Source organism: Gottfriedia luciferensis, from assembly GCF_002156865.1.
In the GTDB taxonomy this organism is placed as follows: Bacteria; Bacillota; Bacilli; order Bacillales; family Bacillaceae_G; genus Gottfriedia; species Gottfriedia luciferensis.
The window spans coordinates 42,119-68,189 of sequence record NZ_NCTA01000008.1 but is presented as its reverse complement, the minus strand read 5'-3'; the positions used below and the strand labels follow the sequence as shown (position 1 = coordinate 68,189).

Sequence of the window (26,071 nt, the reverse complement as noted above, 5' to 3'; positions counted from 1 at the left end):
CTCTTACATGTAGCTTCACTATTGTAGGATGAATGAGGTGGTGTATACTCTAACAACTTTTCCATCCTGCATTATTCCATTTAATTTATCTTTTAAAGTATTTTCTAATAACGTAATACTATCTTTTTGTTTTAGTTGCTCACTATCCATTTGAGCAAGCTGCTGAATGATTAAGTTCTTCACTTGAAAATCTCGTTTATCAAGCTCTTCTTTCGCATCCTTATTTGAAGTTTGAATCATATAAGAGATTTTAATGAAATCACCATTACGTAAATTCGTTGTAATTTCTGGAATTTCAGATGAGTATTTTACTATTTCATCAATTGATGGCTTTCCATTTGTTGCTTTTACGTTTACTTTATTAATAATAATGACAGTAACTGTACCGATAAGCGCAATCGCTAACAAAAGGACAATCATAATATTTACTAACTTATTTTTAAACAATGGACTACGCCTCCATTTTTTTACCTAATAGATTAATTGATTGATAAAATGCAGTTACCAATTTCGAAACCTCTAACTCAGATTCTTTAACAAAAAATTTATGACCATTTGTTAGTGTGATTGTCGTATCTGGGAAGGACTGTATTTCCTCAATGTAAACTGCATTTAAAGTGAATTTATTTCCATTAAGTTTTGTTAAACAAATCATTTAAAGTAGAGGACTAAGATGAGCTTAATCCTCATTCACCTACCTTAACGTTTTAAGTTTACAAGTTCCTCTAAGATTTGATCAGATGTTGTAATAATACGTGAGTTTGCTTGGAATCCACGTTGTGCCACGATCATATCTGTAAATTCTTCTGATAAATCAACATTTGACATTTCTAGCGTTCCAGCTTGTACAACTCCACGTGAATTACCTGGTGTTGACACATTCGGTATACCCGAGTTATTACTCTCTTGGAATGTGTTTCCTCCAGCTTTTAACAGACCGCCTGGATTCGAGAAAGTTGCTAACGCTAATTGACCAAGTGTTTTAACTTGTCCATTCGAGAAAACACCTGTAATTTCCCCAGATTGACCAAATGTAAAGCTTGTTAGAGTTCCACCAGCTGATCCGTCTTTATCTTTTACTGATACTGATGAAGCTGCGCCAGTTTGATTTACTCCAGACAAATCTATTTTAGTTGCAGGAATACTAATTGTATTAGCACCTGTATTTGGGTTAATATTTATATTTGGTATAGTAGATGCTCCTGTATTCAATGTTCCATCTGGTTTAAAGGTTAATGTCCCACCACCTCCACTTACAGATGTACCATTTTTATCTAAAAACGTAGCAGTCCAAGTATTTGGTGCAGCACTTTTAGTCATTTGTAAAGTTAGTGGAACTTCATTTCCTAACGAATCACGAACTGTCATATCCATTGAATAAACAGTTCCACTTGCTGCGTTACTATCAAGATTCCCTGCAAATTTTGCATAAGTTGTAGCCTGAGGTAAAATCGTTGCATTCTTATCAATCGTTAAATCAATTAATTTACTAGTATTCGGTTTACCAGTTACTGGATCCATCGCATACCCTTGAACTTTCAAACCATCAGAGTTAACTAAGTTACCTACACTATCAATATCAAAGTTACCAGCACGTGTATAATATTGTTGGCTACCATTCTTTACAACAAAGAATCCATCTCCATCTACACCTAAATCTAGTAATCTTCCAGTTGTTTGAAGACTTGAATTTGTCATAATTGTATCGATTGAACCTAAAGCAGAACCTAAACCGATTTGTTTAGCATTTGTACCACCACGGTTATTTTGAGCACTACTTGCACCAGACATCGTTTGACTTGCAATATCCTTAAATGTTACACGACCTTTTTTAAAGCCATATGTGTTTACGTTTGCGATATTATTACCGATTACGTCTAGTTTAGTTTGGAAGTTTCTCATTCCACCAATACCTGAATACATTGAACGAAGCATTAAAGTTATCCTCCTCTTGCAAGCTCTTACTCGCAAACTTTGAAATAATTTACTTTATATTGATGTCACTACTTAAGTATTATCACTAATTTTTGATATAAATTGGGTATATGTATCTTTGCCGTTGGCTAAGTGAACTAGAAAACCTTTACTATTTCTTTCTACTGATTTCACAACACTTTCTTCAACTGTAGAAGAAGTTCCGTCTTGTGACAAAACGACATAAGATACTTTCTTTCCAATTAGCTCACTAAATTGCAGCAAGTTTGTTGACATACTATCTAAGAAGTTATTCAATGATGTGTTCATATTGGTCATTTGTTCTAAAGATGAAAATGTTGCTAGTTGTGCAATATAGTCTTTATCTTGCATCGGACTTAACGGATCCTGATTTTTCATTTGGGCCATTAACAATTTTAAAAAATCGTCTTTTCCTAAATCATTACCTACTTTTTTAGAAGATTTTGAATCTGATTGATTAATTGACTTTAGTGCATCTAAAATTGTGCTTGTACTCATTTTTTATAGGCTCACTTTCATCATTTCATCTAAAAACGAAGAGCTAAATTCCTCATCACTATTCGATTGTTGTTTTGATTGATTTTTACTTTGTTGTTGCTGATGCTTCTGATCCTCACGTTCTTGATTTAAATAAGAATTAGATCGATCAGCCTGTAATGATTGGTATAAATCAATCTTTTCAACTTGTAAATTATTCATTTGAAATGATTGCTTTAAGCTATCCATATTGGATTGCAATAGCTCTTTTGCTTTCGCAGAAGATGCAATAATTGTTGCCATCATCCCATGCTCATTTTTTACAAGTTCAATCGAAATTCGTCCTAAATTTTCCGGGAAAAGTTTGATAAATATCTTTTGTTGTCCCATTTCATTCGTAAAATTACTTTTTTGTATAATATTTTGAAAATCCCTAACAAACTGATTTGCTGTTGCTTTATTAGTCGTTTTCCCTACAAAAAGTGCATATTGTTTTATCGTATCGCCAGCAAAAGCTTGATTAGAAAAGGCTGTTTGCTGATCCGTTTCAGTTGAATTTAATTTAATCGTTGGTATTGATTCAATCTCGTTTTCTGAACTTGGTTTCAAACTAGATTGAACATCTGTTTTACTTTCACCATTCATCGGAATTTTTGAAACAAGCTTTGTCATATTTTCTGTAAGATGTTGTATTTGGTTTTTATTTAATCCTTTGTCTTCTAAAAATTGACTAAGTACATTTAAAAACTTATTCATATCATCTTTGGAAATTGTTATTTTTGGAGCTTCCTCATCATTTCGATCGACTTTTAACACATCTTTCATTTTCGATAAGATATTTGATAGTAAAGCAGATAATTCTTCTCCACTGTTTTTTGATTCTAAATTCAATCCATTTTGATTCGGATTTATTGCTGATAAAATTGTATCCATAAACGATTTTGAATCCGTTAACAGTACACTTTCAGGAATCGTTAAAGCAGCGTTATCAGTTGATTCACGATTATTATCTGGACTTTGTGTAAATGCTTCTAATTGTTGTTGAATCATGGATTGCAGCATTGATAATAAGTCGATTACCCCATTCAAATCATCTTTATTCGATTCATCCATTTCATCTAATTTCTCGTTCAACTTTTCAATTACTGCTTCTAGCTTTGAAAGATTTGAATTTCCATTAGATAATTTAGCAATTTGATTTTTATCTTTCGGCTGAACTGTTTGAAGAGATTGTGAATTCTTCATTACTTTTTCAAAAGATTGTTTATTTGCTTGAAGATAAGAAGATTTCGATTTCAACGGTTGTGCGATATGACTTAAATTTTTGATGTCAATCCCATTCATACTGTTCACCTCCTTCCAATCCTATGTCGGTTATCGAGATTTAGCTGTCATCATTGAAGTAAACTTAGCAGCTTTTCCCACGTCCATATTTGAAAGGATGTTTGTGACTGCTTCCTTATTTATATTTGAAAGAATATAAAAAGCTTCTTCATCAGATAAATTTGATATGATTTGTGCTGCATGTTTTGGTTGCATTTCTTCATAACTAGAAAATATTTTTTTCGATAGTGCTTTCTTTTCAGCAATCGAATCGATATTCGCGTTATTTTGTTCTTGTTGATCCTTAATTTGTTGCCTTAATTTTTCTGCTTCGATTCTTAAATTCGTAATACGTTGATCCTTTTCATCTGACTGGCTTTTTAATCTTGACAATTCTTGCTGCGTTTCTTTATTCGCTTCAGATAGCTTAACCACTTTATTCTTCAGTTGTTCTTTCTCTGATAAAGGAGAATCTTCTTTAACGAGTGAATTAACATAAGGAATGTGACTTGCTATTTTTTTCGTCTCTTTGGACATATCTACACCAGCTACTTTTAAAATAACAAAGGCAGCTGTAAGTGTGAAAATTAGTGGAATTAAAAAGACGAAAATAAAGTATTGAAAAGTACTATATTCTTTTTCTTTCGTTTCATTCTGCATTATTGAGATCACCTATAAATTTCGATTCACAAATTGTTGAAGTGATAAATCATCCATTAATTTTGAATCCATTTTTACTAAATTTTTGTGATGGAGTTTAAAAGCTTTTTCCTTCATCTTTTCGAATTTTTTTACTTCGACATTTTGATCAAGTAATTCTTCTTGCTTTTGGCTCATTATATTTCTTGTTCTCATTACTTCGTATTGAGCTTTCGAAATATCCTTTTCAAGCGAATCTCGAAATAGCTGGTGTTGTTTAATACCAATGATTGAAAAACCATTATTTAATTCGAGCTCAGTATGCTCATCAAGCATTTCTTTTTTTCTTAATAACTCGTATAATTTTGTAGCTTCTTTTTCAAAGGATTTAACAGCAGCTTCATAATTTATTTGTACTTGCTCTTTTTCCTTTTGCTTAATCGTTAAAATTTTTTCAAATCGAAATGGTATCGCCATCTTTAGTCACCCTTACTAACAATTGAAGTCAACATTTCCACTGTTTCTTCAGTTGAAAAATTTTCATGCACAGACTGCTTAAAAAAATCAATAATTTTAGGGTAATAATAAATTGCTTCATCTATTTCAGTACTAGTACCACGCTTATAAGCACCAATATTGATTAGATCTTCTGAATTTAAATAAGTAGCTAATAAAGTTCGTATTCGATCTGCTAGTTTCATATGTTCACTAGGAACGATTGCAGGCATTACCCTACTTACACTCTTTAACACATTAATAGCTGGAAATTGACCTTTATTCGCTAATTCACGATCTAGTACAATATGTCCATCTAATATTCCTCGAACGGTATCAGATATTGGCTCATTTAAGTCGTCACCATCTACTAATACAGTGTAGAACGCACTGATCGTCCCATGCTCACTAGTTCCTGTTCTTTCAAGTAATTTTGGCAAGATTGCAAATACTGAAGGTGTATACCCTTTTGTAGTTGGAGGTTCACCAGTTGCAAGTCCTATTTCACGTTGAGCCATAGCAACCCGTGTAACACTATCCATCATTAACATGACATTTAAACCACGGTCTCTAAAGTATTCAGCAATTGCAGTAGCAGTCATCGCCCCTTTTAACCTCATTAAAGCAGGTTGGTCGGAGGTTGCTACAACTACAATCGATTTTTTTAAACCGTCTGGGCCAAGGTCGCGTTCAATAAACTCTCTAACCTCTCTGCCTCGTTCACCAATTAATGCAATGACATTTAGATCAGCATTTGCATTACGAGCAATCATTCCCATTAATGTGCTTTTCCCAACCCCACTACCTGCAAATATTCCAATCCTTTGACCATTTCCAACACTTAGCAAACCATCAATTATTTTTACTCCTACTTCAATTTGCTCTGAAATTGGTGGTCTCTTCATTGGATTTGGTGGATCATTTTCTGTATCAACAGGTCTTAATCCTTTTGGCAAACTAGATTCATCTAGTGGTTCACCTATTGCATTTACGACTTGTCCAATTAGTGAGTTTCCTACTTTTACTTGTAAAGGATTTCCGGTTGTTTCAACAATACAACCTGGAGAAATCTCATGCACATTTGTAAAAGGCATTAGCAGGACATTTTCATCATTAAATCCTACTATTTCGGCATAAACCTTTTTTTGTTTATTTTTATCAAGATAGATATAACATAGGTCACCAATGGAAGCTTTTGGACCTTTTGACTCAATCATTAACCCGATTACTCGAAGGACTTTTCCATATCTTCTGTATGAGTCAATTGAAGGAAGATGTTGTAATACTTTACTTAGCTCCATCCTCTTCCTCCTGACTTAACTGAATAAGATGCCTAGAAATTTCACTTAATTGAACGTCGACACTGGCATCAATTCTACCGAATGACGAATCGATGATGCAGCTTCCTAATGTTAATGATTCATCTGGATACACGTAAAGTTTTATATCATTTAGTAGAATTTTTTCTAATTCAACTCTTTGTTTGACAACTAAATCATATTGACCTGGATGAACTGAAATACGTATATCATTTTCTTCTTTTACTTCTTGTAAAACTTTTTTTATGATTGGAATCATCAGTTCCTGATTTAGTTCGATTTCATGCAATAGTATATGTCTTGAAACAGCTAAACCAAGTTTTAAGATCGCTTCTTCACTTTCTTCGATTCGATTAAGGTAATCTACTTTTGAAGCCTTCACTACTTCTTTTGCTTCCATTATTAGACTTTCATACTCTTGAACTGCAATTTGACGGCCTTCTTCTTTCCCTTGAAGGATGCCTTCTTCCTTTGCTAATTCGATTAAATCCCTTTTCTCATCAAACCAATTCTGTTTCATATTTTCAATTTCTGTTAGAGCTTCACTTCTCATCGTTTGAATCTGTTCTTTCAGTTGAACCAATTGTTTCTCATAAGTGAGAATTTCATCTTTCACAAACTTAAGTTGATCAGCCTCTATTTTCATTTCTTCTATTTCTTCTGCTTTAACAAATAAACGTTGAATTCCTATTGTTTTAAATGGAGTAGAATCAGTTTTTACATGTTGACTTTTGATTAAGTTAGACAATAATATCCTCTCCCCCACCTCTTGCAATTACGATAATGCCTGTCTCTTCTAATCTACGTATTGTTGTTACGATTCTAGTTTGAGCTTCTTCTACATCGCGTAATCGAACTGGTCCAAGGAATTCCATTTCTTCCATAAATGTTTCTGCCATACGATTTGACATATTTTTAAAGATGACATTCTTAACTTCCTCGCTTGCCACTTTAAGTGCAAGCATAAGATCTTCATTTTCAACATCTCTAATAACACGTTGAATCGAACGATTATCCAGGGTAACAATATCTTCAAATACAAACATTCTCTTTTTAATTTCTTCCGCAAGTTCAGGATCCTGCACTTCTAAAGCTTCAAGAATTGTTCTTTCTGTACTACGATCTACACCATTTAATACATCGACAACAGATTCAATACCACCAGTTTGTGTGTAATCTTGTGTCACACTTGTTGAAAGCTTTCTTTCTAAAAGCTGTTCAACTTCATTAATGATTTCAGGTGATGTGCTATCCATTAATGCTATTCTTTTCGCAATATCCGCTTGCATTTCTTGTGGCAATTCTGATAGAATCTGGCCGGCTTGGATTGAATCAAGATAAGATAAGATCAATGCAATAGTTTGCGGATGTTCATTTTGTATAAAGTTTAGTATTTGCGAAGGATCTGCTTTTCTAGCAAAATCGAATGGTTTAACATGCAATGATGATGTTAATCGATTAATAATCGTTTGAGCCTGATCTCCGCCTAGTGCTTTTTCAAGTATTGTTTTTGCGTATCCAATTCCACCTTGAGTAATATACTCTTGCGCTAATGCGATTTGGTGAAATTCTTCTATTATGTTTTCTTTTTCTTTCGATTCAACTTTACGAACACCTGATATTTCTAGTGTTAGTCTCTCTATTTCTTCCTCCGATAAATGCTTATATACTTGAGCTGAAACATCCGGACCTAGTGAGATTAGAAGAATAGCAGCCTTTTGTTTTCCAGTAAGCTCATTTGATTTATCCTTTTTAGCCATGTTCTCCTCCTAGTCTTCAGTAATCCAGCTTCGTAATAATTTAGCGAATTCTTCAGGTTTTTCTTTCGCCATTTTTTCCAATTGTTTTCTTCTTACTGTTCCATCCGTTTCAGTTTCATCATTTATATCTGGAACATCTATAATTGGCTGACTTAAATCTTCGACAAGTACTTCTTCTTCATTACGTTTACGTAATAAAAGGATGATTAATACGATAATAATGATTAATAGCGCAGCACCTGCAATATACATCCATAAAGGAATTGTTGTTTTTGTTGAAGCAGTTGATAAGTCTTTACCTTTAAACTGTGCAACTGAGACTGCAACTTTTTGATTAACTTGATCTTGGCTTAACTCTTGACCATTTGGATTATATCCTTTATCAATCGATGTTTTTACAATTGTTCCAAGCATTTGCTTAATTTCATCAATTGTTTGCTGTGGTAAAGAATTAACATCTTTCGGATTTGGTGGTTCAACAGCAAGTTGAATACTTAAATCACGAATACGATAAGGACTAGCTACGATTTCATTTTTTATTTTGTTTACATCATAATTAATTCGGTCTTCTTCTTTCGAATAATCTCCATTATTTGATGAAGAATCTGCTTGATAATTCGAAATATCATTTTGGCCAGTACCAGCTACACCACCATTACTTGGTTTTGAACCAGCGAATGTTTCTTTAATTTTTTCTGAGCTAATTGCAATTCCTTGCATATTCTCTTTGTCTACAGGTTCGACAAGTTCTTCTTTACTTTTCTTTTGTGTAAAATCGATATCTGCTGTTACACCAACTGCTACTTTGTCTGCACCCATCATTTTACCTAGAAGCTGTTGAACTTGTAGTTGGATGTCTCTTTCAACTGATTTCTTAATACGTTGTTGTGAAGCAAAGTCTGTTGGATCTTCATCTGATGAATCATTATCATTGTTTTTCAAATCGAAACTATCAAAAAATTGATCCGTGATCACGATATTAGATGTTGGTAAGTTCGGTACACTTTTTGAAACAAGGTGATAAAGTGCTGTAACTTGATCCTGTGTAAATTTATATCCAGGTTTAGTTTCTAATACGATTGATGCAGATGCCTCAGAAGCTTGATCAGTCACCCACACACTATCCTGAGGTAGATTAATCATTACCTTCGCATTATTAATACCATCAATCTCTTTCATTAAATTAGCAAGTTCATTTTGCATGGCCTCTAATTTAACGACATTAAATTCATTATCCGTCATACTAAAATTGCTATTTTTACCAAAGAATTCATAATCAATTGTTCCTGAATTAGGAATTCCTTTCGAAGCTAAATCAACCTTTAGCTCATCTACAACATTATCAGGAACATAAATTGTTTTACCGTTATCTTTTATTTCATTCGTAACTCCCTTAGAATCTAAAGTCTCTTTAATTTGACCAGTCTCAGAAGGAGATAGATTACTATATAACGGAACTAAATTTTCTTTTGTTAAAAAATAAGTACTAATTCCAATTATTAAAACTAACAGGACGGGTAGACCAACAAGTAAAGATTTTTGTTTAGATGTTCGACTAAACCAAAAATTCTTTACACGACCTAGACCTCCTTTTATCTTTTCGTTCATTCCAATCCCCCAGATGTTTATTCAAACTATGAAAAACATTACTTTGTTTTTAATTTTTTCTACTGGTTTTTTAAGATTAAATTTGCATTCTCATCATTTCTTGGTAAGCATCAATCACTTTGTTTCGAATTTCCATCGTCGTTTGTAGCATTATGTTCGATTTTTCAGCTGCAATCATAACATTATGTAAATCAACGTTTTCACCTTTTACAAGCTTATTCGTCATATCGTTTGATTCAATACCTGCTTCATTTACTTGATTTATTGAATCTTTTAAAAAATTAGCAAATTTGGACTGTACGTCACCAGTCGATTTAATACTATTTCCTGTATTTAATGGTTGCATATTAATCGATTGAATTTGACTGATTTGAGTCATTTATTTTCCCTACCTCTATTTTCCAATTTCTAACGCCTTCATTAGTAAACCTTTTGAAGCATTAAGAACAGTTACATTCGCTTCATATGATCTTGACGCCCCCATTAAATCAACCATTTCTTTTAATGGATCAACATTTGGCATCTTAACATATCCATTCTTATCTGCATCTGGATGATCAGGGCTGTAAACTAGTTTAAATGGAGTTTGATCCTCCTTTATTTTTGTAACTTTTACACCATCCCCAATTTCACCATTCGCACTAATCGAATCATTAAAAATATTGGCAAAACTCGAATTAGAATTACTTGATGCAATTTCTACCATTTTTCTACGATACGGCTGCCAAACACCATTTACCAATTTCCCTCTAGTTGTTTCTGAATTTGCCATATTAGATGAAACTACGTCTAATCGTAATCTCTGCATATTCAGAGCAGAAGCTGAGATATTCATACTATGGAATATACTCATTTTTATTTACCTCCTCTAATAACGCTTTTTAATGTATTAAATTGACCGTTCAGTCTATCTACTAGCGCTTGATTATATATTTGGTTTTCTGCTAATAACGACATTTCCGTATCTAAATCAACGTTATTCCCACTATGTGAATAAGAAGTGTCATTTCGATCAACTATTGTGAAGCTAGTGTCACTCGAATTTTTAAAATCTAATTGTCTACTATCTGTTTTGAATGCAGTCATACTATGTTGCATCTCTTGATCAAGAATCGATTTAAATGAAACATCCTTCGCTTTGTAATTTGGTGTATCAGCATTTGCTATATTTTGTGAAATTGCTTTTTGTTTTTGAACAGAATAATTAAGCCCGTTTTCTAACGATGTAATAGTACTTGAAAATAAATTCATGTGTTCCTCCTATAAACTATATCGAACGTCAAATTATTACAAAAAACCTAAATTATTTTCTTGCTGTAATGAAAATTAGACAATATATTACAAACTACTACATTCAAATTATATCTTTGAAAGGGGTTCAATGATACTGTATATTTTCACATATTACAATTAGGTATATAGGACTAAAATAGTATACGATTTAAAGTTACATTCATAAAAACTATGAAATATTTTCTACTAAATATTACTTTTCTTTTCATAATTGAAACATTACGGTAATAATACTACTATATATTACCAAGAATAGACAAATTTTGATACGCAATTCACAATTAATTTAGAATTTTGTCTAAAAATCTTAATTGATTTTTTACAAAAGTATGTATTTTTATGAAAGAATTCGATATATTAAACAAAACAAATAAAAAACTCGCCGAGTAGCGAGTTTTTAGGTGAAGTCAGAGGCTTAGTTGCACTTATACTAATATGTAACAATGGCAACTACATTGAGTTTTCTTTCCATTGCAATTTTATATTTTCTTCCTATACAAAAAAGTCTTATCCGTATTTGGGATAAGACTTTTAATCCATTAGTTTGATTTAAGTTTTTCTAATTCTAATAAGAATTTATCATTTAGTACTTTAATATAAGTACCTTTCATACCTAATGATCTTGATTCGATTACACCAGCACTTTCTAATTTACGTAGCGCATTTACGATAACTGATCTCGTAATACCTACACGGTCAGCAATTTTACTTGCTACTAATAGTCCTTCATAACCATTTAATTCTTCAAAAATATGTTCGATTGCTTCTAATTCACTGTATGAAAGTGATGAAATAGCCATTTGTACAACAGCTTTGCTTCTAGCTTCTTCTTCAATTTCTTCAGCTTTTTCACGAAGAATTTCCATACCTACTACAGTAGCACCGTATTCTGCCAGAATTAAATCATCGTTTTCAAAATCTTGATTAATTCGTGCTAATACAAGTGTACCTAAGCGCTCACCACCACCGATAATTGGTACAATCGTTGTTAAACCACCAGAAAATAAGTCTTTATTTTCAACCGGGAAAGCAGTATATTCACTGTTAATATCAATATTTGAAGAAGTTTCATTGATATTGAATAAATTTTGAGTGTATTCTTCAGGAAATTGACGGTCACTGAACATTTTTTGCATACGTTCATTTTCGATTTTTTGGTGAAGTCCGTAACCTAATAGCTTCCCTTTACGACTTAAAATAAATACATTTGATTCAATTACTTCTTCTAATGTATCAGCCATTTCTTTAAAGTTTACTGGCTTTCCTGCTGATTGTTGTAATAACTTATTAATCTTTCTTGTTTTTTCTAATAATTGCATCTTTCTAAATGCCTCCTATTTAATTGTACGTTTCCTATAATATAAATTGACTTATATCTTTATCTTTTGCAATATTTGCGAGTTTTTCATTCACATATTGTGGTGTGATCTTTATCGTACCCATTTGAATTTCTGAAGCTTCAAAAGATAGATCCTCAAGAAGTTTCTCCATGATTGTATGCAGTCTTCTTGCACCTATATTGTCAGTAGATTGATTTACTTCGAATGCTATTTCTGCGATTCTACGTATAGCATCGTCAGAAAATTCGATTTGTATACCTTCTGTAGACAATAAAGCTTTATATTGTTTAATAATTGAAAAATCAGGCTCAACTAATATACGAACAAAATCATCAACAGACAATTTGCCTAATTCCACACGAATCGGGAAGCGACCTTGTAATTCCGGTATTAAATCAGAAGGCTTCGAAATATGGAACGCTCCAGCAGCGATAAAAAGAATATGATCTGTTTTAACAGGTCCATATTTTGTTACCACTGTACTTCCTTCAACAATTGGTAAAATATCTCTTTGTACTCCTTCTCGAGAAACATCTTGAGTAGAATTTTGCTTACTAGCAATCTTATCTATTTCATCTATGAAAATAATTCCTAATTGTTCCGCTCTATAGACAGCCTCTTGAGTAACTTCATCCATATCAATTAATTTCTGAGCTTCTTCATTTGTCAAAATCTTACGGGCTTCTTTAACCGTAAGATTTCTTTTTTTAGTTTTCTTTGGAAATAAACTACCTAACGATTCTTGAAAATTCATTCCCATTTGTTCCATACCAGAACCTTGCATAAAATCTAACATAGGAGCTTGTTGTTGCTCTACTTCAATCGATACAAGTTCTTCTTCTAGTTTTCCTGATAATAGTTGAAATTCTATGTTTCTTCTTTTTGATGTTAATTCTGTATCATTCTCTTCTTGCTCAGCATTAGAGTTCTGTGAATCTTGATTAAAAAGCATCTCAAGTGGATTTTTAAATGAAGCTTGTTTTTTTATACTTGGAACTAGAAGTTTTACTAATTTTTGGTTAGCATTTTTTTCAGCTTGTTCTTTCACTTTATTCATACGCTCTTCTTTTACAATTCGTATGGAAGTTTGGATTAGATCGCGAACCATTGATTCTACATCTCTACCAACATAACCAACTTCTGTAAATTTAGTAGCTTCAACTTTAATGAAAGGAGCTCCAACAAGCTTTGCCATTCTTCTAGCGATTTCAGTTTTCCCAACACCTGTTGGTCCAATCATTAATATATTTTTCGGTGATATTTCTTCACGGAAAGACTCTTCAAGTAAACTTCTACGATATCGATTTCTGAGTGCAATTGCTACTGCTTTTTTCGCTTGATGCTGTCCAACAATGTATTGATCTAGTTTTTCAACAATTTGACGAGGCGTGAAAGAAGTACTCATAATACACTCTCCTATTCTAATTCTTCTAAAATTATATTTCCGTTAGTATATACACAAATATCACTAGCAGTCTTTAAACTCGCATATGCTATTTGTTTCGCAGAAAGACTGTCACCTGCATTTTCCTTCAATGCGCGGCCTGCAGCAAGAGCGTAATTCCCACCTGAGCCAATTGCTAGAATTCCATCATCAGGTTCAATCACTTCTCCAGTACCGGAAATTAATAATAATGAATTATGGTCCATTACAATAAGCAGTGCTTCAAGTTTATGTAATACTCGATCTGTTCTCCACTTTTTTGCTAATTCAACAGCAGCTCGTTGAATATTACCATTGTATTCAACTAACTTACCTTCAAAAAGTTCAAATAAAGTAAACGCATCTGCAACAGATCCTGCAAATCCAGCTAAAACTTTTCCATTAAAAAGCTTCCTTACTTTTCTTGCAGTATGCTTCATTACAACAGCATTTCCAAAAGTAACTTGGCCATCACCAGCCATAGCACTCTTTCCATCGTGCCTGATTGCGAAAATCGTTGTAGCGTGAAAATTGGACATATAAATCCTCCTTAGAAATGTAATTTCTAAAATTGAGCGTTATTATGCTCTAGGATGATGTAAATTGTATACTTTTTGTAATCTTTCCTTCGTTACATGTGTATAGATTTGTGTAGACGATAAATTCTCATGTCCAAGCAATTCTTGAACACTTCGGATATCCGCACCACTATCTAGCATATGAGTAGCAAAAGTATGCCTAATCATATGAGGATAGATCTTATTAGTCAACGAAGTATCTTTGATCATTTTTTCTAAAATACCACGTACACCTCTTGCCGTGAGTTTTGTACCACGGTGATTTAGAAAAAGGTCATCATTTATTTGCTTGTTAGCTACTAACAGTCTATTTCGACCATCTTCTATATATGTATGAAGAGCTTTTTCTGCATAACTACCAAAGGGAATATACCTCTGTTTATTCCCTTTGCCTGTTACTAAAATAGTCCCAATTTGAAAATCTATGTCTTTTAATTTCAAACTACAGCATTCGCTAACTCGGATACCAGTAGCATATAGCAATTCTAAAAGGGCTTGATTTCGTTGTCCAAGTTCCGTATTTAGGTCGCTAATTTCAAATAGTTTTTCAAGTTCTTCCTTATATAAAAATCGAGGTATCATATTATCTTTTTTAGGAAGTGAAGCTAAAACAAAAGGATTCTCTTTTACTTCATTTTCTCTCATTAGAAAACGATAGAAACTTCTTAAACAAGAAATATGTTTTGAGACTGTACGTCTAGATAGCTGTTTGTCATGCAAAGTTGTTAAATAGAGACGAACATCAGAATAAGTTACCGAAGAAAATGAAATAATGGATTGTTGCTCCATAAAAACTAGAAATTGTTCAATAATTTTTTTATAACTATTTAATGTGTATTGTGAAGAGTTTTTCTCTAATTGTAAATACTGAATGAATAATTGACACAATATTTTAATATTCAAGGTAATTTCTCCTCACAAGCCACCTCATACTAACATATTAAGTAGCTATTTGCAATTTATTTTCTTAACATTCTACAAAATTCATAATTGATTCTAATGCTCTGTTTGCGTACGCTTCATAACGCTCTTGTTTTCGTTTAATTTTAACGTCAAGTCTAGGGAATAAACCGAAATTTGCATTCATTGGTTGGAAGTGTTTTTCGCTAGTTGTAGTTATATAGTTAGACATACTTCCAATCGCTGTTTCAGCTGGGAAAACGACTAATTCTTTCTCCATTACAAATCTTGCTGCATTAATCCCAGCCACTAAACCAGAAGCTGCAGATTCTACGTAACCTTCAACACCTGTCATTTGACCTGCAAAGAATAAGTCATTGCGACCTTTAAATCTGTAAGTCGGTTCTAAAAGTTTTGGAGAATTGATGAATGTGTTTCGATGCATTACACCATAACGAACGATTTCTGCGTTTTCTAGACCAGGTATTAATTGAAGAACTTCCTTTTGTGGTCCCCATTTTAAATGAGTTTGGAAACCTACTATATTATATAAAGTTCCAGCACTATCATCTTGACGTAATTGCACGACTGCGTGAGGTGTTTTTCCAGTTTTAGGATCTTCTAATCCAACTGGTTTCATTGGACCGAATAATAAAGTTTGCTTACCTCGTTTAGCCATTACTTCTACAGGCATACAACCTTCAAAGAAAATCTCTTTTTCAAATTCCTTTAAAGGAACTGTTTCAGCTGATATAAGCGCTTCATAGAATCGATCAAATTCCTCTTCTGTCATAGGGCAATTTAGATATGCTGCTTCCCCTTTATCATATCTAGATTTTAAATATACTTTATTTAAATCGATACTTTCTTTTTCTACAATTGGTGCTGCTGCATCATAAAAGTAGAAATAATCTTCACCAGTTAATTCTTTTAGTTGTTGTGAAAGTTCAGGTGAAGTTAATGGTCCAGTTGCGATAACAGTTGGCCCTTCAGGAATCTTAGTCATTTCCTCATTATGCACAACAACATTTGGATGATTTTTCACATATTCAGTTACTTTGCTTGCAAATTCATGACGATCAACAGCTAGTGCACCTCCAGCCGGCACTGCGCACTCATCAGCAGATCGGATAATAACTGAATCTAATCTTCTCATTTCTTCTTTTAAAACACCTACTGCATTTGTTAAAGTATTTGCTCTAAGTGAGTTGCTACATACTAACTCAGCAAATTTATCAGTATGATGAGCCGGTGTTTGTCTAACAGGTCTCATTTCGTATAAATGTACTTTAATACCTCTTTTTGCGATCTGATAAGCGGCTTCACTTCCAGCTAATCCCGCTCCAATTACATTAATAAATTGTTCTGACATTGCTAACTCCTTCTACGCTGAAAAATATTAAATTACGTTTTTATTTTTTTGTTAAATTAGTTAAAATTTCTTAATAAATGGTTTATATGAAAAGGAAAAGTGAGCAAACTAATTGCTCACACTTGTTGGTCCTCTTTGTAATCACATGAAACACATTGAACTTGAATACCCTTTTTCATCTTCTTCTCGACTAGTAAACTGTCACATTTTGGACAAGGTCTAGAAATCGGTTTATCCCAAGATAAGAATTCGCATTCTGGATAATTTGTACATCCATAAAAAATTCGATTCTTTTTAGACTTACGTTCTATAATATTTCCTTCTTTACAAGTTGGACATTTTACTCCTATTTCTTTTACGATGGCTTTTGTATTTCTACAATCAGGGAAGTTCGAACATGCCATAAATTTGCCATATCGACCCATCTTGAATACCATAGGACTTCCGCAGACTTCACAATCTTCACCAGCAGGTTCATCCCGTATTTCAACCTTTTGCATTTCTTTCTCGGCAATTTCTAAGTGCTTTTCAAATCCTTTATAAAATTGATCGATTATATGAATCCAATTCACATTACCTTCTTCAATTTTATCTAGGTCACCTTCCATTTGAACGGTAAATTCAATATTAATGATTTCAGGGAAAAATTCAAGCACTAAATCATATACAATCTGACCAAGTTCTGTTGGTACAAAACGTTTATTATCTAACGAAACATAACCACGCTTTTGAATTGTTTCTAAAGTAGGTACATATGTTGAAGGTCTACCTATTCCAAGCTCTTCCAATGTTTTTACTAATCTTGCCTCCGTATAACGTGGAGGTGGCTGAGTAAAGTGTTGCTCTGGCAAGATTTCTTCTAATTTCACGCTTTCTCCTTCTGTTAAAGGAGGTAGAATACGGTCTTTCTCTTCAACACCCTCATCATTACTCTCAATGTAAACCTTCATAAATCCTGGAAACTTAACAACGGAACCATTTGCTCTAAATATTACATCATTATTGATTAAATCTACTTTAACGGTATCAAGTACTGCAGGTGCCATTTGGCTAGCAATGAATCTTTCCCATATTAATTTATACAGGCGATATTGATCTCTACTAACGTGAGCTTTAATCGTATCAGGTGTACGTAAAGTTGACGTTGGTCGTATTGCTTCATGAGCATCTTGTACTTTGTCTGATTTCTTTTCATTCTTTTTATTTTCAGCAATATAATTAGCGCCATAAGTTTCTTTTATGAAATCTTTCGCTTCAGTTGCAGCAACATCGGAAATTCGAGTTGAATCTGTTCTCATATAAGTTATTAATCCGACTTGTCCGCCGCTACCTAATGAAATCCCTTCATATAACTGTTGTGCAATCATCATCGTTTTCTTTGCACGCATATTTAATTTCCTTGCTGCTTCTTGTTGTAATAAAGAAGTTGTAAAAGCAGAGGCAGGATTACGTTTTCTTTCTTTTTTAGTTACGCTTTGGACTGTAAAGCTTTCACCTTGAATTTGTGATAGAACATTATTTACATCAGATTCAGAACCTAAATCTACTTTTTTACCATTTATCCCGTAAAAAAATGTATCAAACGTTTCCTTTTTTGTAATAGCTTTACTTTTAATCGTCCAATATTCTTCAGGTTGGAAAACTGTAATCTCTTTTTCACGTTCTAAAATTAATCTTAAAGCGACTGATTGAACTCGACCTGCACTTAATCCTTTTTTTACTTTTTTCCATAATAAAGGACTAATGTTGTATCCTACTAAACGATCTAGTACACGTCTTGCTTGCTGTGCATCTACTAAATTCATATTAATCGGTCTTGGTTTTTTAAAAGATTCTTTAATAGCATCTTTTGTTATTTCATTAAATACTACACGACAATCTGAACTTACATCGATATTTAACGTATTAGCAATATGCCAAGCAATTGCTTCTCCTTCACGATCTGGATCGGCTGCTAGATAGATTTTTTTTGCTTTTTTGGCAGCTGATCTTAAATCCTTTAAAACTGGACCCTTACCGCGGATTGTTATGTACTTTGGGTTGTAATCGTTTTCTATTTCAATCCCCATCTGGCTTTTAGGTAAGTCTCTTACATGTCCCATAGATGCAATTACTTTAAATTTCTTACCTAGGTATTTTTCAATTGTTTTAGCCTTTGAAGGGGACTCCACTATCACTAAATTTTCTGCCATTTTTTAAGCCTCCTGAGAGTTTACTATTCATTACTCTCTGTATTCCTGTTTCTTTCATTCTAACTATTATGTAGATTAAATAGATTCATTATAAGAAGAGTTCAATTATATTTTTATTTTTCCTTCATACAATTTCAAATTGTATAGTTAATTCTATACATTAGTCAAATTTATTTAGATATAAAATAACACAAGTCGCATTAGTATTGTCAATTTTTTGTAATATAAACATATTTTTTTATTTTTTAGTATATTCCTTAAATTCCTCCAAAATATCATTTGAGCACGTAATTAGCTTCGCACCATCTTGAATTAACCGATGGTTTCCTCTATATTCTTCCATTATAATCGGTCCAGGTACTGCAAATACTTCTCTACCATTTTGAATTGCAAAATTCGCCGTTATCATCGTACCACTTTTCTCCTTTGCCTCCAATACAACTAATCCTTTCGTTAGTCCGGCAATTATTCTGTTTCTTCTAGGAAAATACCTTTTTTCTGGCCTAATATAGTATGGATACTCACTTAGTATTAAATGGTTTAATGCTATCTCTTGAAATAACTCACGATTCTCTTTTGGATAAATATAGTCTAACCCACTTCCTACTACTGCAATCGTAGTTCCTTTGTTGAAGATCGTTAATTTATGCGCGATTGAATCACATCCACTTGCCATTCCACTTACGATTGTCCAATTCTCACTTATCAGGTCTTTTATAAAAGATTCACAAATAATATTCGCAAATAAAGATGGTTTTCTTGCGCCAATTATACTAATCATCATATGACTACTTAAGATATTTTCATTACCTTTTACATATAAAATAAACGGAGGGTCGTAAATTTCCTTTAACAAATCTGGGTATAAATCATCATAAATTGTAATAATTTTAATATTTTTTTTATCATTTTCTTTTAAAATATCAAAAACGGAAGTTGAATGAAGTTGAGAATATAATTTTTCTGCAGTAAAAGAGGTCATTTTAAAAGTAGTTTGAAAGTTTGAAGATGAATAATGATAGAGGTTTTTTAGATTGGGATCGATTTGAAGAATCTCTTTCATTGTTTGATAGTTTTCAAACAAAAAATGATGTAAATGTATTAATCTTAGTTTCTTATCCATAACATTATCCTTTCTATTTAAGTTTATAAAAGAAGTAACCTCCAAAAGGAGGTTACTTTTGTCATTTCTTATACTAAAGCTTCGTGTGTCTTACATTGTTCATATAAGCCACGCTCTTTTAATACACCAATTAAAGTTTCGCCCATTACTGCAGGAGTAAGTGCAACTTTAATGCCACAATTTTCCATTGTCGCCATTTTTTCTTTAGCAGTACCTTTACCGCCTGCAATGATCGCACCAGCATGACCCATACGTTTACCTTCTGGAGCTGTTTGACCACCGATGAATCCTACTACTGGTTTTGTCATGTTAGCTTGTACCCACTCAGCAGCTTCTTCTTCTGCAGTTCCACCGATTTCACCAATCATAATAACTGCATAAGTTTCTGGATCTTCATTGAATGCTTTTAATACATCGATGAAGTTTGTTCCATTTACAGGATCTCCACCAATACCTACAGCTGTAGATTGACCAATACCAGCTTGAGTTAATTGATGAACAGCCTCATATGTTAACGTACCAGAACGTGATACGATACCTACATGACCTTTTTTATGAATGTAACCAGGCATGATACCAATTTTACACTCATCAGGAGTAATTACACCAGGACAGTTAGGACCAACTAATCTAGTCTTTTTGCCTTCCATGTACTTTTTAACGTTTACCATATCAAGTACTGGAATACCTTCAGTAATACAAATTGCGATATCTAATTCAGCATCAACTGCTTCCATGATTGCATCAGCAGCAAATGCAGGTGGTACATAGATTACAGATGCATTAGCACCAGTAGCTTCAACTGCATCTTTAACTGTATTGAATACAGGTACGCCAGCAATGTCAGTTCCGCCTTTACCAGGAGTTACACCACCAACGATTTTAGTACCATACTCTAACATTTGAGTAGTATGGAATAAGCCTTGTGAACCAGTAATACCTTGTACAATGACTTTTGTATCTTTATTAATAAATACGCTCATTTTTATCCTCCCTTTCTTAGCCTACAAGTGCAACGATTTTTTCAGCGCCATCAGCCATTGAATCTGCTGCAACAATGTTTAAGCCTGACTCATTAAGAATCTTCTTACCTAATTCAACATTCGTTCCTTCTAAACGAACTACTAATGGTAAGTGTAAACCAACTTGTTTAGTTGCTTCGATAACACCTTCAGCAATAACATCACACTTCATGATGCCACCGAAGATATTAACGAAAATCCCTTTAACATTTTGGTCAGAAAGGATGATTTTGAATGCTTCTGTAACTTTCTCAGCAGTAGCACCGCCCCCTACATCAAGGAAGTTAGCCGGATCTCCACCGTAGTGTTTAATGATATCCATTGTAGCCATTGCTAAACCTGCACCGTTAACCATACATCCGATATTTCCGTATAAAGAAATATAGTTTAAGTCATATTTAGAAGCTTCGATTTCTTTTGCATCTTCTTCTTCTAAATCACGGTAAGCTAAGATGTCAGCATGACGATATAAAGCATTTGAGTCAAAGTTTAACTTCGCATCTAATGCCATTACTTCACCATCACCAGTTACAACTAGTGGATTAATTTCAGCGATAGAGCAATCTTTTTCGATAAACGCTTTGTATAAGCCCATCATGAACTTAACAGCTTTGTTAACTAAATTGCTTGGGATATTGATATTGAAAGCAATACGACGAGCTTGGAAGCCTTGTAGACCTACTGCTGGATCAATATACTCTTTAAAGATTTTTTCAGGTGTTTTTTCTGCAACTTCTTCAATTTCAGTTCCACCTTCTTCAGAAGCCATTAAAACAACTTGTGAAGTAGCGCGGTCTAAAACTAAACCAACATAATATTCTTTTTTGATATCGCAGCCTTCTTCGATAAGTAAGCGCTTAACTTCCTTACCTTCTGGTCCAGTTTGATGAGTAACTAATACTTTACCTAGTATTTCACTAGCATATGTATTTACTTCATCTAAATTTTTCGCTACTTTAACGCCACCCGCTTTACCGCGGCCACCAGCGTGAATTTGAGCTTTTACTACGCATACAGCTGTACCTAGTTCTTTTGCTGCTTCTACTGCTTCTTCAACTGTGAATGCAACTTTTCCATTAGGAACTTTTACGCCATAGCTTCTTAGGATTTCTTTCCCTTGATACTCATGGATATTCATGATCCATCCTCCCCTTTTAGAACAAGACAAATTAAAACACATCCCTATTGTATCTCTTACAGAATATACTGTAAATACTTTAGTAGAAAAGAAATAAATATTCTCTGATTTTATAAAGAAAACCCTTTCATCAACAATGATGAAAGAGTTTATCATATTACAATATTATTTTCCCATTTGTTTATCTGCTCGATAAATAAATGCGAATAATTCTGCAACTACACTGTATAAATCCTCTGGGATAGATTGATTAATCTCTAATTTACTTAATACTTCAACTAAAGATGGATCTTCTTGGATTGGTACGCCAAAATCCTTTGCCTTTGAAATAATTTCATCTGCTATTAAACCTTTTCCTTTTGCTATTACTTTAGGCGCAACATCAGATTCAGTATTGTATTTTAATGCAATTACATCTTTTCTTTTTTCATTGCTATTTTTCATACTAACAAATCGACCCCTGCATACTCTTTATTTGATAATAAACTATTATTAAACTGTATCTCTTTTACTCTTTGTTTTTGTTCATTTTGAAACGGTAAACATTTAAGAGATGATAAATAGTAATCATGCTTCGCAAGGCCATCTTTAATGATTTGTTGAGCGTTTGATACGATATCGTTTAAACCTTCTTTATTGTTGAATATCGTAACGTTTACTACACGATTTTGAATTGATACATCAACCATTGTTTCTTTTAGTGTTTCTAGCTCTAAAAAAAATAAGACATGACAATAGTTTGATTGAATTTGATTTTGATTAGACTGATCTTCCTTGCCGGACCATTGAATAAGAAGATCTGTTGACCAATTATTTAAATTGATTGGAATAGATGTAGATAAATGATATTGTGGTCCATTCTGATGGATGGACGTAATTTGTTGAGCAGTGATTTTAGTGATTAACTGCTCAATTGGTTCTTTAAACGCTTCAGGAATAGGACTATTTAATGCTCTTAATGCAATTTCTTTTAATGTTGGAAATTGCTCACTGATTACTGATTTATTTAGATTCGTTAGATGACTCAATTTATTTTCTAAGTTTAATCCAATTAATTCATTATGCTTCATTAACTGCTTTGTTAACTGCTCAGTATGTATATCCAGCGTTGAATTATTTGAACGATTGAACTTACTGATTTGCTCAAACAATTTATTCATTGATTCATCACTGGAAGTATTCGAACCATCTAAAATTTGATTTTGCAAATATAATTTCGTCATACTATCCATATTTTTATCATCATTTAAATTAGCCAGTACATTGGTTAAAATTGAATTTTTTAACGAATGATTATCAGAGTTTGTTGATAAAAATCCAGAAATTTTGTCTTGAATATTTTTTACAAACTGCTGATTTAATTCAATTTCATTTGTTTTTTGAAGATTAGGGTTTATCTGTTCATCTAGATCTGAAAAAAGCTGATTTGATAGATTTAAAGGAATTCTCATTAAATCTGTTTTCTCTAACTGAAATTCAGGTAATTCACTTAAGCTAGTTAAAAATGCTTTTGCAATGCTTGGCGAATTTTCTGATACCTTTACTAAGTTATTGAACACTTCTTGCTTAAAATTTGAAGTATTGTTAATACCTTTTGATGAAAATTGGTTATTCCATTCATTTAGAAAAGATTCGTCGTTTGACGTTAATAATCGATTTGCTAAATGATATTGTTCAGTTTGAAAATTTGAGATGATATGATTATTTTTTATTAATCCAACCATTGATTGTAATTGTTTCAAATTGGCGTTCATTGTAGGTTCAATTTGTAATTCTTCAATATTTGCTAGTAAACTAGTTAGCTGACTTTCAGTTCCGTTCATTAATGTATCGATTAATTTCTCAGTTATAGGGTAATTTTTATTTAATAAAAATGATAAAGTATCTAAAACTAACTGTTTATTTTGTGAATTAGGTAACTGATTGATTGCAGTTATTATTTCACTCTTATTAATCGGGTGTTCACTTTGTAAAAATAACTTAATTACAGATTCAGCTTCTTTTGTATAAGGTATATCTAATTCATTTAAAATTTGAAGTGCATTTTTTTGATCATTTTGTTTAATTTCTGAAATAACCTTTAACTCTAGCTGATTGTCTTTAAAATCTTGCACTTGAAAATAAAACTTACCTTTAGATAGTGTTTCTTCAACGACAGTTGCTGTTATGATTTTTCCATTAATAATAATCCTTGCAGTTCCGTCTTCCGATAATTCATTTACTTTTCCAATTACAATTTGACCTTCTTTTAATTCAGTGTTTGGCATCAGAAATTTTGCATTTGACGCCAATACAGATGAAATCCCTGCATTTTGCATGTTTTATCAACCCTTTACTTTCCCTTTATAGGAGCAAATGATTTTCGATGTTCATCGATTATTCCATAATTTTCGATTGCTTGGAGATGTTCTTTCGTACCATATCCCATGTGCTTTTCAAATCCATAGTTTGGATGTTTCAAACTAAGTTCGACCATTAACTCATCCCTTGTTTCTTTCGCAAGAACTGAAGCTGCAGCAATACTAATACTTGTAGCATCTCCTTTTATGATCGATGTTTGTGAGATATCTATTGGAAGTTTCATCGCATCAATTAACAAATGCTCTGGAGTATGATTAAGTTGCTCGATTGCACGTTTCATAGCTAATTTTGTCGCTTCATAAATATTGATTTCGTCAATTTCAGTTGAACTCGCCATGCCAATTCCATATGATACAGCTTCATTCTTTATACGCTGAACAAAATATTGGCGCTTTTCTTTTGATAATTTTTTCGAATCGTCTAATCCAATAAACTCTGTTTCTTCTGCCAAAATCACCGCTGCTGCTACAACAGGACCTGCTAATGGTCCTCTGCCAACTTCGTCGACTCCTGCAATCAGTTTAATATTTTGTTTATAAAGATTCTGTTCATATTCCATCATTTTAAGAAATTTATTTCGAGCTAACTCTCTTTTTTCTTGGTCTCTATACCATTTAGCGATTAACTTTTGAACTCCAACACGTTGATCATTTTTAAATTCAATGAAAAGTTCACTGCTAGAATCTGTTAGCTCATTTAGTATATTTTTTATTTCATCTATTTTCCGTGACATAAATTTGAAACTCCTTGTATCCCCATATTCACTTTATCGGTTCATTTAACATAAATTTTCATTAAAAAAGAAGAAAGTACGCTCAATCTTGCGCACTTTCTTCTACTATTTCATCAGACGCTTCATGCATCGATGGATTTTCAAAAGATAATCTTCCTAATTTACCTGCTCTTAGTTCACGTAAAAACATGTCGGATGTTTTATCATAATCAATGATTCCACCGGACATTAATAATCCGCGTTTTTTTCCAATATGATCAAAAATATCTACTACTTCTTCAGAATAAAGAATTTCGTCATTCATGTCGTAACGATCTCTTAATACATTTGGGTAATATTCTCTTAAATACTTTATTGCATAGATCATTACTTCTTGTAGGTTTATAATACTATCTTTTATCGCACCAGTTGTAGCCAATCGTAGACCAACTAATTGATCTTCAAATTTTGGCCATAAAATACCTGGTGTATCTAATAATTCGATTTCTTTTCCTACTTTAATCCATTGCTGAGCTTGTGTTACACCTGGACGATCTCCAGTTTTTGCGATATTTTTTCGTGCTAGTTTGTTGATTAAAGTTGATTTACCAACATTAGGGATACCAACAATTAATGCACGTATCGCTCTTGGCTTAATTCCTTTTGCTCTCATTTTATCAAATTTCTCTTTTACGAGAATTTCACATGATGTAATAATTGCTTTTAGACCTTGTCCAGATGCAGCATCTATGGCAATTGCCATTACTCCTTGTTTTTCATAATGAGCTAACCATTGCTGTGTGACTCTAGGATCGGCTAAATCAGCTTTGTTTAACAAAAGTAATCTTGGTTTATTTGAAATAATTTCATCGATCATTGGATTTCTAGAAGCAGCTGGTACCCTAGCATCCGCTAATTCAATAACGACATCTATTACTGATAGCTTCTCGGTAACTTGTCTTCTAGCTTTTGCCATATGGCCAGGAAACCATTGAATTGTCATGTTGCCACCTTCTTATACTTTAAAATAATCAAGATTA

27 protein-coding genes are annotated in these 26,071 nt (G+C 32.9%); all 27 read right to left on the bottom strand.

The features are described from left to right. Positions 1 to 18: 18 nt before the first annotated feature. The gene (gene fliL, locus B7R67_RS08585; protein ID WP_088069470.1) at positions 19 to 447 is read right to left on the bottom strand and encodes a flagellar basal body-associated protein FliL; all 429 of its coding nucleotides are present in this window, start codon (positions 445 to 447) and stop codon (positions 19 to 21) included. Between the two features lie 4 nt (positions 448 to 451). Next, the gene (locus tag B7R67_RS08580; protein ID WP_088069468.1) at positions 452 to 655 is read right to left on the bottom strand and encodes a flagellar FlbD family protein; all 204 of its coding nucleotides are present in this window, start codon (positions 653 to 655) and stop codon (positions 452 to 454) included. A 44-nt stretch (positions 656 to 699) separates the two neighbouring features. Further along, positions 700 to 1,935: a flagellar hook protein FlgE gene (locus B7R67_RS08575; protein ID WP_088069466.1), complete on the bottom strand. Its 1,236-nt coding sequence runs from the start codon at positions 1,933 to 1,935 to the stop codon at positions 700 to 702. A 72-nt stretch (positions 1,936 to 2,007) separates the two neighbouring features. Further along, on the bottom strand, positions 2,008 to 2,454 hold the full coding sequence (flgD, locus tag B7R67_RS08570; protein WP_088069464.1) for a flagellar hook assembly protein FlgD: 447 nt from the start codon (positions 2,452 to 2,454) through the stop codon (positions 2,008 to 2,010). Between the two features lie 3 nt (positions 2,455 to 2,457). Then, a complete protein-coding gene (locus B7R67_RS08565) occupies positions 2,458 to 3,777 on the bottom strand; it encodes a flagellar hook-length control protein FliK (protein ID WP_088069462.1) in 1,320 nt (439 codons plus the stop codon). 30 nt (positions 3,778 to 3,807) lie between these two features. Further along, positions 3,808 to 4,416 (bottom strand): MotE family protein, encoded by a 609-nt coding sequence (locus B7R67_RS08560; RefSeq protein ID WP_088069460.1) that lies wholly within the window; start codon positions 4,414 to 4,416, stop codon positions 3,808 to 3,810. A 12-nt stretch (positions 4,417 to 4,428) separates the two neighbouring features. Next, a complete protein-coding gene (gene fliJ, locus B7R67_RS08555) occupies positions 4,429 to 4,872 on the bottom strand; it encodes a flagellar export protein FliJ (RefSeq protein ID WP_088069458.1) in 444 nt (147 codons plus the stop codon). Between the two features lie 2 nt (positions 4,873 to 4,874). Then, positions 4,875 to 6,191: a flagellar protein export ATPase FliI gene (gene fliI, locus B7R67_RS08550; RefSeq protein ID WP_088069456.1), complete on the bottom strand. Its 1,317-nt coding sequence runs from the start codon at positions 6,189 to 6,191 to the stop codon at positions 4,875 to 4,877. Next, a complete protein-coding gene (gene fliH, locus B7R67_RS08545; protein WP_158095056.1) occupies positions 6,178 to 6,957 on the bottom strand; it encodes a flagellar assembly protein FliH in 780 nt (259 codons plus the stop codon). Before fliH ends, fliI begins: the two co-directional genes overlap by 14 nt. Further along, positions 6,950 to 7,969 (bottom strand): flagellar motor switch protein FliG, encoded by a 1,020-nt coding sequence (fliG, locus tag B7R67_RS08540; RefSeq protein ID WP_088069452.1) that lies wholly within the window; start codon positions 7,967 to 7,969, stop codon positions 6,950 to 6,952. The genes fliH and fliG overlap by 8 nt, the downstream gene beginning before the upstream one ends. Positions 7,970 to 7,978: 9 nt before the next feature. After that, positions 7,979 to 9,577, bottom strand: a complete 1,599-nt coding sequence (fliF, locus tag B7R67_RS08535; protein WP_088069449.1) for a flagellar basal-body MS-ring/collar protein FliF — start codon at positions 9,575 to 9,577, stop codon at positions 7,979 to 7,981. Positions 9,578 to 9,653: 76 nt separating this feature from the next. Further along, on the bottom strand, positions 9,654 to 9,956 hold the full coding sequence (gene fliE / locus B7R67_RS08530) for a flagellar hook-basal body complex protein FliE (protein ID WP_088069447.1): 303 nt from the start codon (positions 9,954 to 9,956) through the stop codon (positions 9,654 to 9,656). A 15-nt stretch (positions 9,957 to 9,971) separates the two neighbouring features. Then, positions 9,972 to 10,430 carry a flagellar basal body rod protein FlgC gene (gene flgC / locus B7R67_RS08525; protein WP_167374908.1) on the bottom strand — a complete coding sequence of 153 codons (459 nt, stop codon included), beginning with the start codon at positions 10,428 to 10,430 and terminating at the stop codon, positions 9,972 to 9,974. A gap of 2 nt (positions 10,431 to 10,432) precedes the next feature. Continuing rightward, positions 10,433 to 10,828, bottom strand: a complete 396-nt coding sequence (flgB, locus tag B7R67_RS08520) for a flagellar basal body rod protein FlgB (protein ID WP_088069445.1) — start codon at positions 10,826 to 10,828, stop codon at positions 10,433 to 10,435. 581 nt (positions 10,829 to 11,409) lie between these two features. Continuing rightward, the gene (codY, locus tag B7R67_RS08515) at positions 11,410 to 12,189 is read right to left on the bottom strand and encodes a GTP-sensing pleiotropic transcriptional regulator CodY (protein WP_088069443.1); all 780 of its coding nucleotides are present in this window, start codon (positions 12,187 to 12,189) and stop codon (positions 11,410 to 11,412) included. Between the two features lie 34 nt (positions 12,190 to 12,223). Beyond that, positions 12,224 to 13,615: an HslU--HslV peptidase ATPase subunit gene (gene hslU / locus B7R67_RS08510; RefSeq protein WP_088069441.1), complete on the bottom strand. Its 1,392-nt coding sequence runs from the start codon at positions 13,613 to 13,615 to the stop codon at positions 12,224 to 12,226. A gap of 11 nt (positions 13,616 to 13,626) precedes the next feature. Next, on the bottom strand, positions 13,627 to 14,172 hold the full coding sequence (hslV, locus tag B7R67_RS08505) for an ATP-dependent protease subunit HslV (protein ID WP_088069439.1): 546 nt from the start codon (positions 14,170 to 14,172) through the stop codon (positions 13,627 to 13,629). A gap of 42 nt (positions 14,173 to 14,214) precedes the next feature. Further along, positions 14,215 to 15,114 (bottom strand): tyrosine recombinase XerC, encoded by a 900-nt coding sequence (gene xerC, locus B7R67_RS08500; protein ID WP_088069437.1) that lies wholly within the window; start codon positions 15,112 to 15,114, stop codon positions 14,215 to 14,217. A 64-nt stretch (positions 15,115 to 15,178) separates the two neighbouring features. Then, complete coding sequence (gene trmFO / locus B7R67_RS08495; protein WP_088069435.1) at positions 15,179 to 16,483, bottom strand: FADH(2)-oxidizing methylenetetrahydrofolate--tRNA-(uracil(54)-C(5))-methyltransferase TrmFO; 1,305 nt, start codon at positions 16,481 to 16,483, stop codon at positions 15,179 to 15,181. A 116-nt stretch (positions 16,484 to 16,599) separates the two neighbouring features. Continuing rightward, entirely contained in the window at positions 16,600 to 18,675 is a 2,076-nt protein-coding gene (gene topA, locus B7R67_RS08490; protein ID WP_088069433.1) for a type I DNA topoisomerase, read from the bottom strand. Between the two features lie 238 nt (positions 18,676 to 18,913). Beyond that, positions 18,914 to 19,798 (bottom strand): DNA-processing protein DprA, encoded by an 885-nt coding sequence (gene dprA, locus B7R67_RS08485; RefSeq protein ID WP_088069431.1) that lies wholly within the window; start codon positions 19,796 to 19,798, stop codon positions 18,914 to 18,916. Positions 19,799 to 19,866: 68 nt separating this feature from the next. Then, positions 19,867 to 20,781 (bottom strand): succinate--CoA ligase subunit alpha, encoded by a 915-nt coding sequence (gene sucD / locus B7R67_RS08480; protein ID WP_088069429.1) that lies wholly within the window; start codon positions 20,779 to 20,781, stop codon positions 19,867 to 19,869. Positions 20,782 to 20,797: 16 nt separating this feature from the next. Further along, a complete protein-coding gene (gene sucC, locus B7R67_RS08475; RefSeq protein WP_088069427.1) occupies positions 20,798 to 21,958 on the bottom strand; it encodes an ADP-forming succinate--CoA ligase subunit beta in 1,161 nt (386 codons plus the stop codon). Between the two features lie 165 nt (positions 21,959 to 22,123). After that, entirely contained in the window at positions 22,124 to 22,402 is a 279-nt protein-coding gene (locus tag B7R67_RS08470; RefSeq protein WP_088069425.1) for an EscU/YscU/HrcU family type III secretion system export apparatus switch protein, read from the bottom strand. Next, positions 22,399 to 24,276, bottom strand: a complete 1,878-nt coding sequence (locus tag B7R67_RS08465) for a hypothetical protein (RefSeq protein WP_088069423.1) — start codon at positions 24,274 to 24,276, stop codon at positions 22,399 to 22,401. The genes B7R67_RS08470 and B7R67_RS08465 overlap by 4 nt, the downstream gene beginning before the upstream one ends. Positions 24,277 to 24,290: 14 nt before the next feature. After that, on the bottom strand, positions 24,291 to 25,052 hold the full coding sequence (locus tag B7R67_RS08460; protein ID WP_088069421.1) for a ribonuclease HII: 762 nt from the start codon (positions 25,050 to 25,052) through the stop codon (positions 24,291 to 24,293). Between the two features lie 82 nt (positions 25,053 to 25,134). Continuing rightward, positions 25,135 to 26,034, bottom strand: coding sequence for a ribosome biogenesis GTPase YlqF (gene ylqF, locus B7R67_RS08455; protein WP_088069419.1), 900 nt, complete (start codon positions 26,032 to 26,034; stop codon positions 25,135 to 25,137). Positions 26,035 to 26,071: the final 37 nt, after the last annotated feature.

Excerpts from the sequence above, each read along its gene's own strand:
- B7R67_RS08580 (WP_088069468.1), bottom strand. The coding sequence starts at position 655 with ATGATTTGTTTAACAAAACTTAATGGAAATAAATTCACTTTAAATGCA.
- B7R67_RS08575 (WP_088069466.1), bottom strand. The coding sequence starts at position 1,935 with ATGCTTCGTTCAATGTATTCAGGTATTGGTGGAATGAGAAACTTCCAA.
- flgD (WP_088069464.1), bottom strand. The coding sequence starts at position 2,454 with ATGAGTACAAGCACAATTTTAGATGCACTAAAGTCAATTAATCAATCA.
- B7R67_RS08565 (WP_088069462.1), bottom strand. The coding sequence starts at position 3,777 with ATGAATGGGATTGACATCAAAAATTTAAGTCATATCGCACAACCGTTG.
- B7R67_RS08560 (WP_088069460.1), bottom strand. The coding sequence starts at position 4,416 with ATGCAGAATGAAACGAAAGAAAAAGAATATAGTACTTTTCAATACTTT.
- fliJ (WP_088069458.1), bottom strand. The coding sequence starts at position 4,872 with ATGGCGATACCATTTCGATTTGAAAAAATTTTAACGATTAAGCAAAAG.
- fliI (WP_088069456.1), bottom strand. The coding sequence starts at position 6,191 with ATGGAGCTAAGTAAAGTATTACAACATCTTCCTTCAATTGACTCATAC.
- fliG (WP_088069452.1), bottom strand. The coding sequence starts at position 7,969 with ATGGCTAAAAAGGATAAATCAAATGAGCTTACTGGAAAACAAAAGGCT.
- fliF (WP_088069449.1), bottom strand. The coding sequence starts at position 9,577 with ATGAACGAAAAGATAAAAGGAGGTCTAGGTCGTGTAAAGAATTTTTGG.
- fliE (WP_088069447.1), bottom strand. The coding sequence starts at position 9,956 with ATGACTCAAATCAGTCAAATTCAATCGATTAATATGCAACCATTAAAT.
- flgC (WP_167374908.1), bottom strand. The coding sequence starts at position 10,430 with ATGAGTATATTCCATAGTATGAATATCTCAGCTTCTGCTCTGAATATG.
- flgB (WP_088069445.1), bottom strand. The coding sequence starts at position 10,828 with ATGAATTTATTTTCAAGTACTATTACATCGTTAGAAAACGGGCTTAAT.
- codY (WP_088069443.1), bottom strand. The coding sequence starts at position 12,189 with ATGCAATTATTAGAAAAAACAAGAAAGATTAATAAGTTATTACAACAA.
- hslU (WP_088069441.1), bottom strand. The coding sequence starts at position 13,615 with ATGAGTACTTCTTTCACGCCTCGTCAAATTGTTGAAAAACTAGATCAA.
- hslV (WP_088069439.1), bottom strand. The coding sequence starts at position 14,172 with ATGTCCAATTTTCACGCTACAACGATTTTCGCAATCAGGCACGATGGA.
- trmFO (WP_088069435.1), bottom strand. The coding sequence starts at position 16,483 with ATGTCAGAACAATTTATTAATGTAATTGGAGCGGGATTAGCTGGAAGT.
- topA (WP_088069433.1), bottom strand. The coding sequence starts at position 18,675 with ATGGCAGAAAATTTAGTGATAGTGGAGTCCCCTTCAAAGGCTAAAACA.
- dprA (WP_088069431.1), bottom strand. The coding sequence starts at position 19,798 with ATGGATAAGAAACTAAGATTAATACATTTACATCATTTTTTGTTTGAA.
- sucD (WP_088069429.1), bottom strand. The coding sequence starts at position 20,781 with ATGAGCGTATTTATTAATAAAGATACAAAAGTCATTGTACAAGGTATT.
- sucC (WP_088069427.1), bottom strand. The coding sequence starts at position 21,958 with ATGAATATCCATGAGTATCAAGGGAAAGAAATCCTAAGAAGCTATGGC.
- B7R67_RS08470 (WP_088069425.1), bottom strand. The coding sequence starts at position 22,402 with ATGAAAAATAGCAATGAAAAAAGAAAAGATGTAATTGCATTAAAATAC.
- B7R67_RS08465 (WP_088069423.1), bottom strand. The coding sequence starts at position 24,276 with ATGCAAAATGCAGGGATTTCATCTGTATTGGCGTCAAATGCAAAATTT.
- B7R67_RS08460 (WP_088069421.1), bottom strand. The coding sequence starts at position 25,052 with ATGTCACGGAAAATAGATGAAATAAAAAATATACTAAATGAGCTAACA.
- ylqF (WP_088069419.1), bottom strand. The coding sequence starts at position 26,034 with ATGACAATTCAATGGTTTCCTGGCCATATGGCAAAAGCTAGAAGACAA.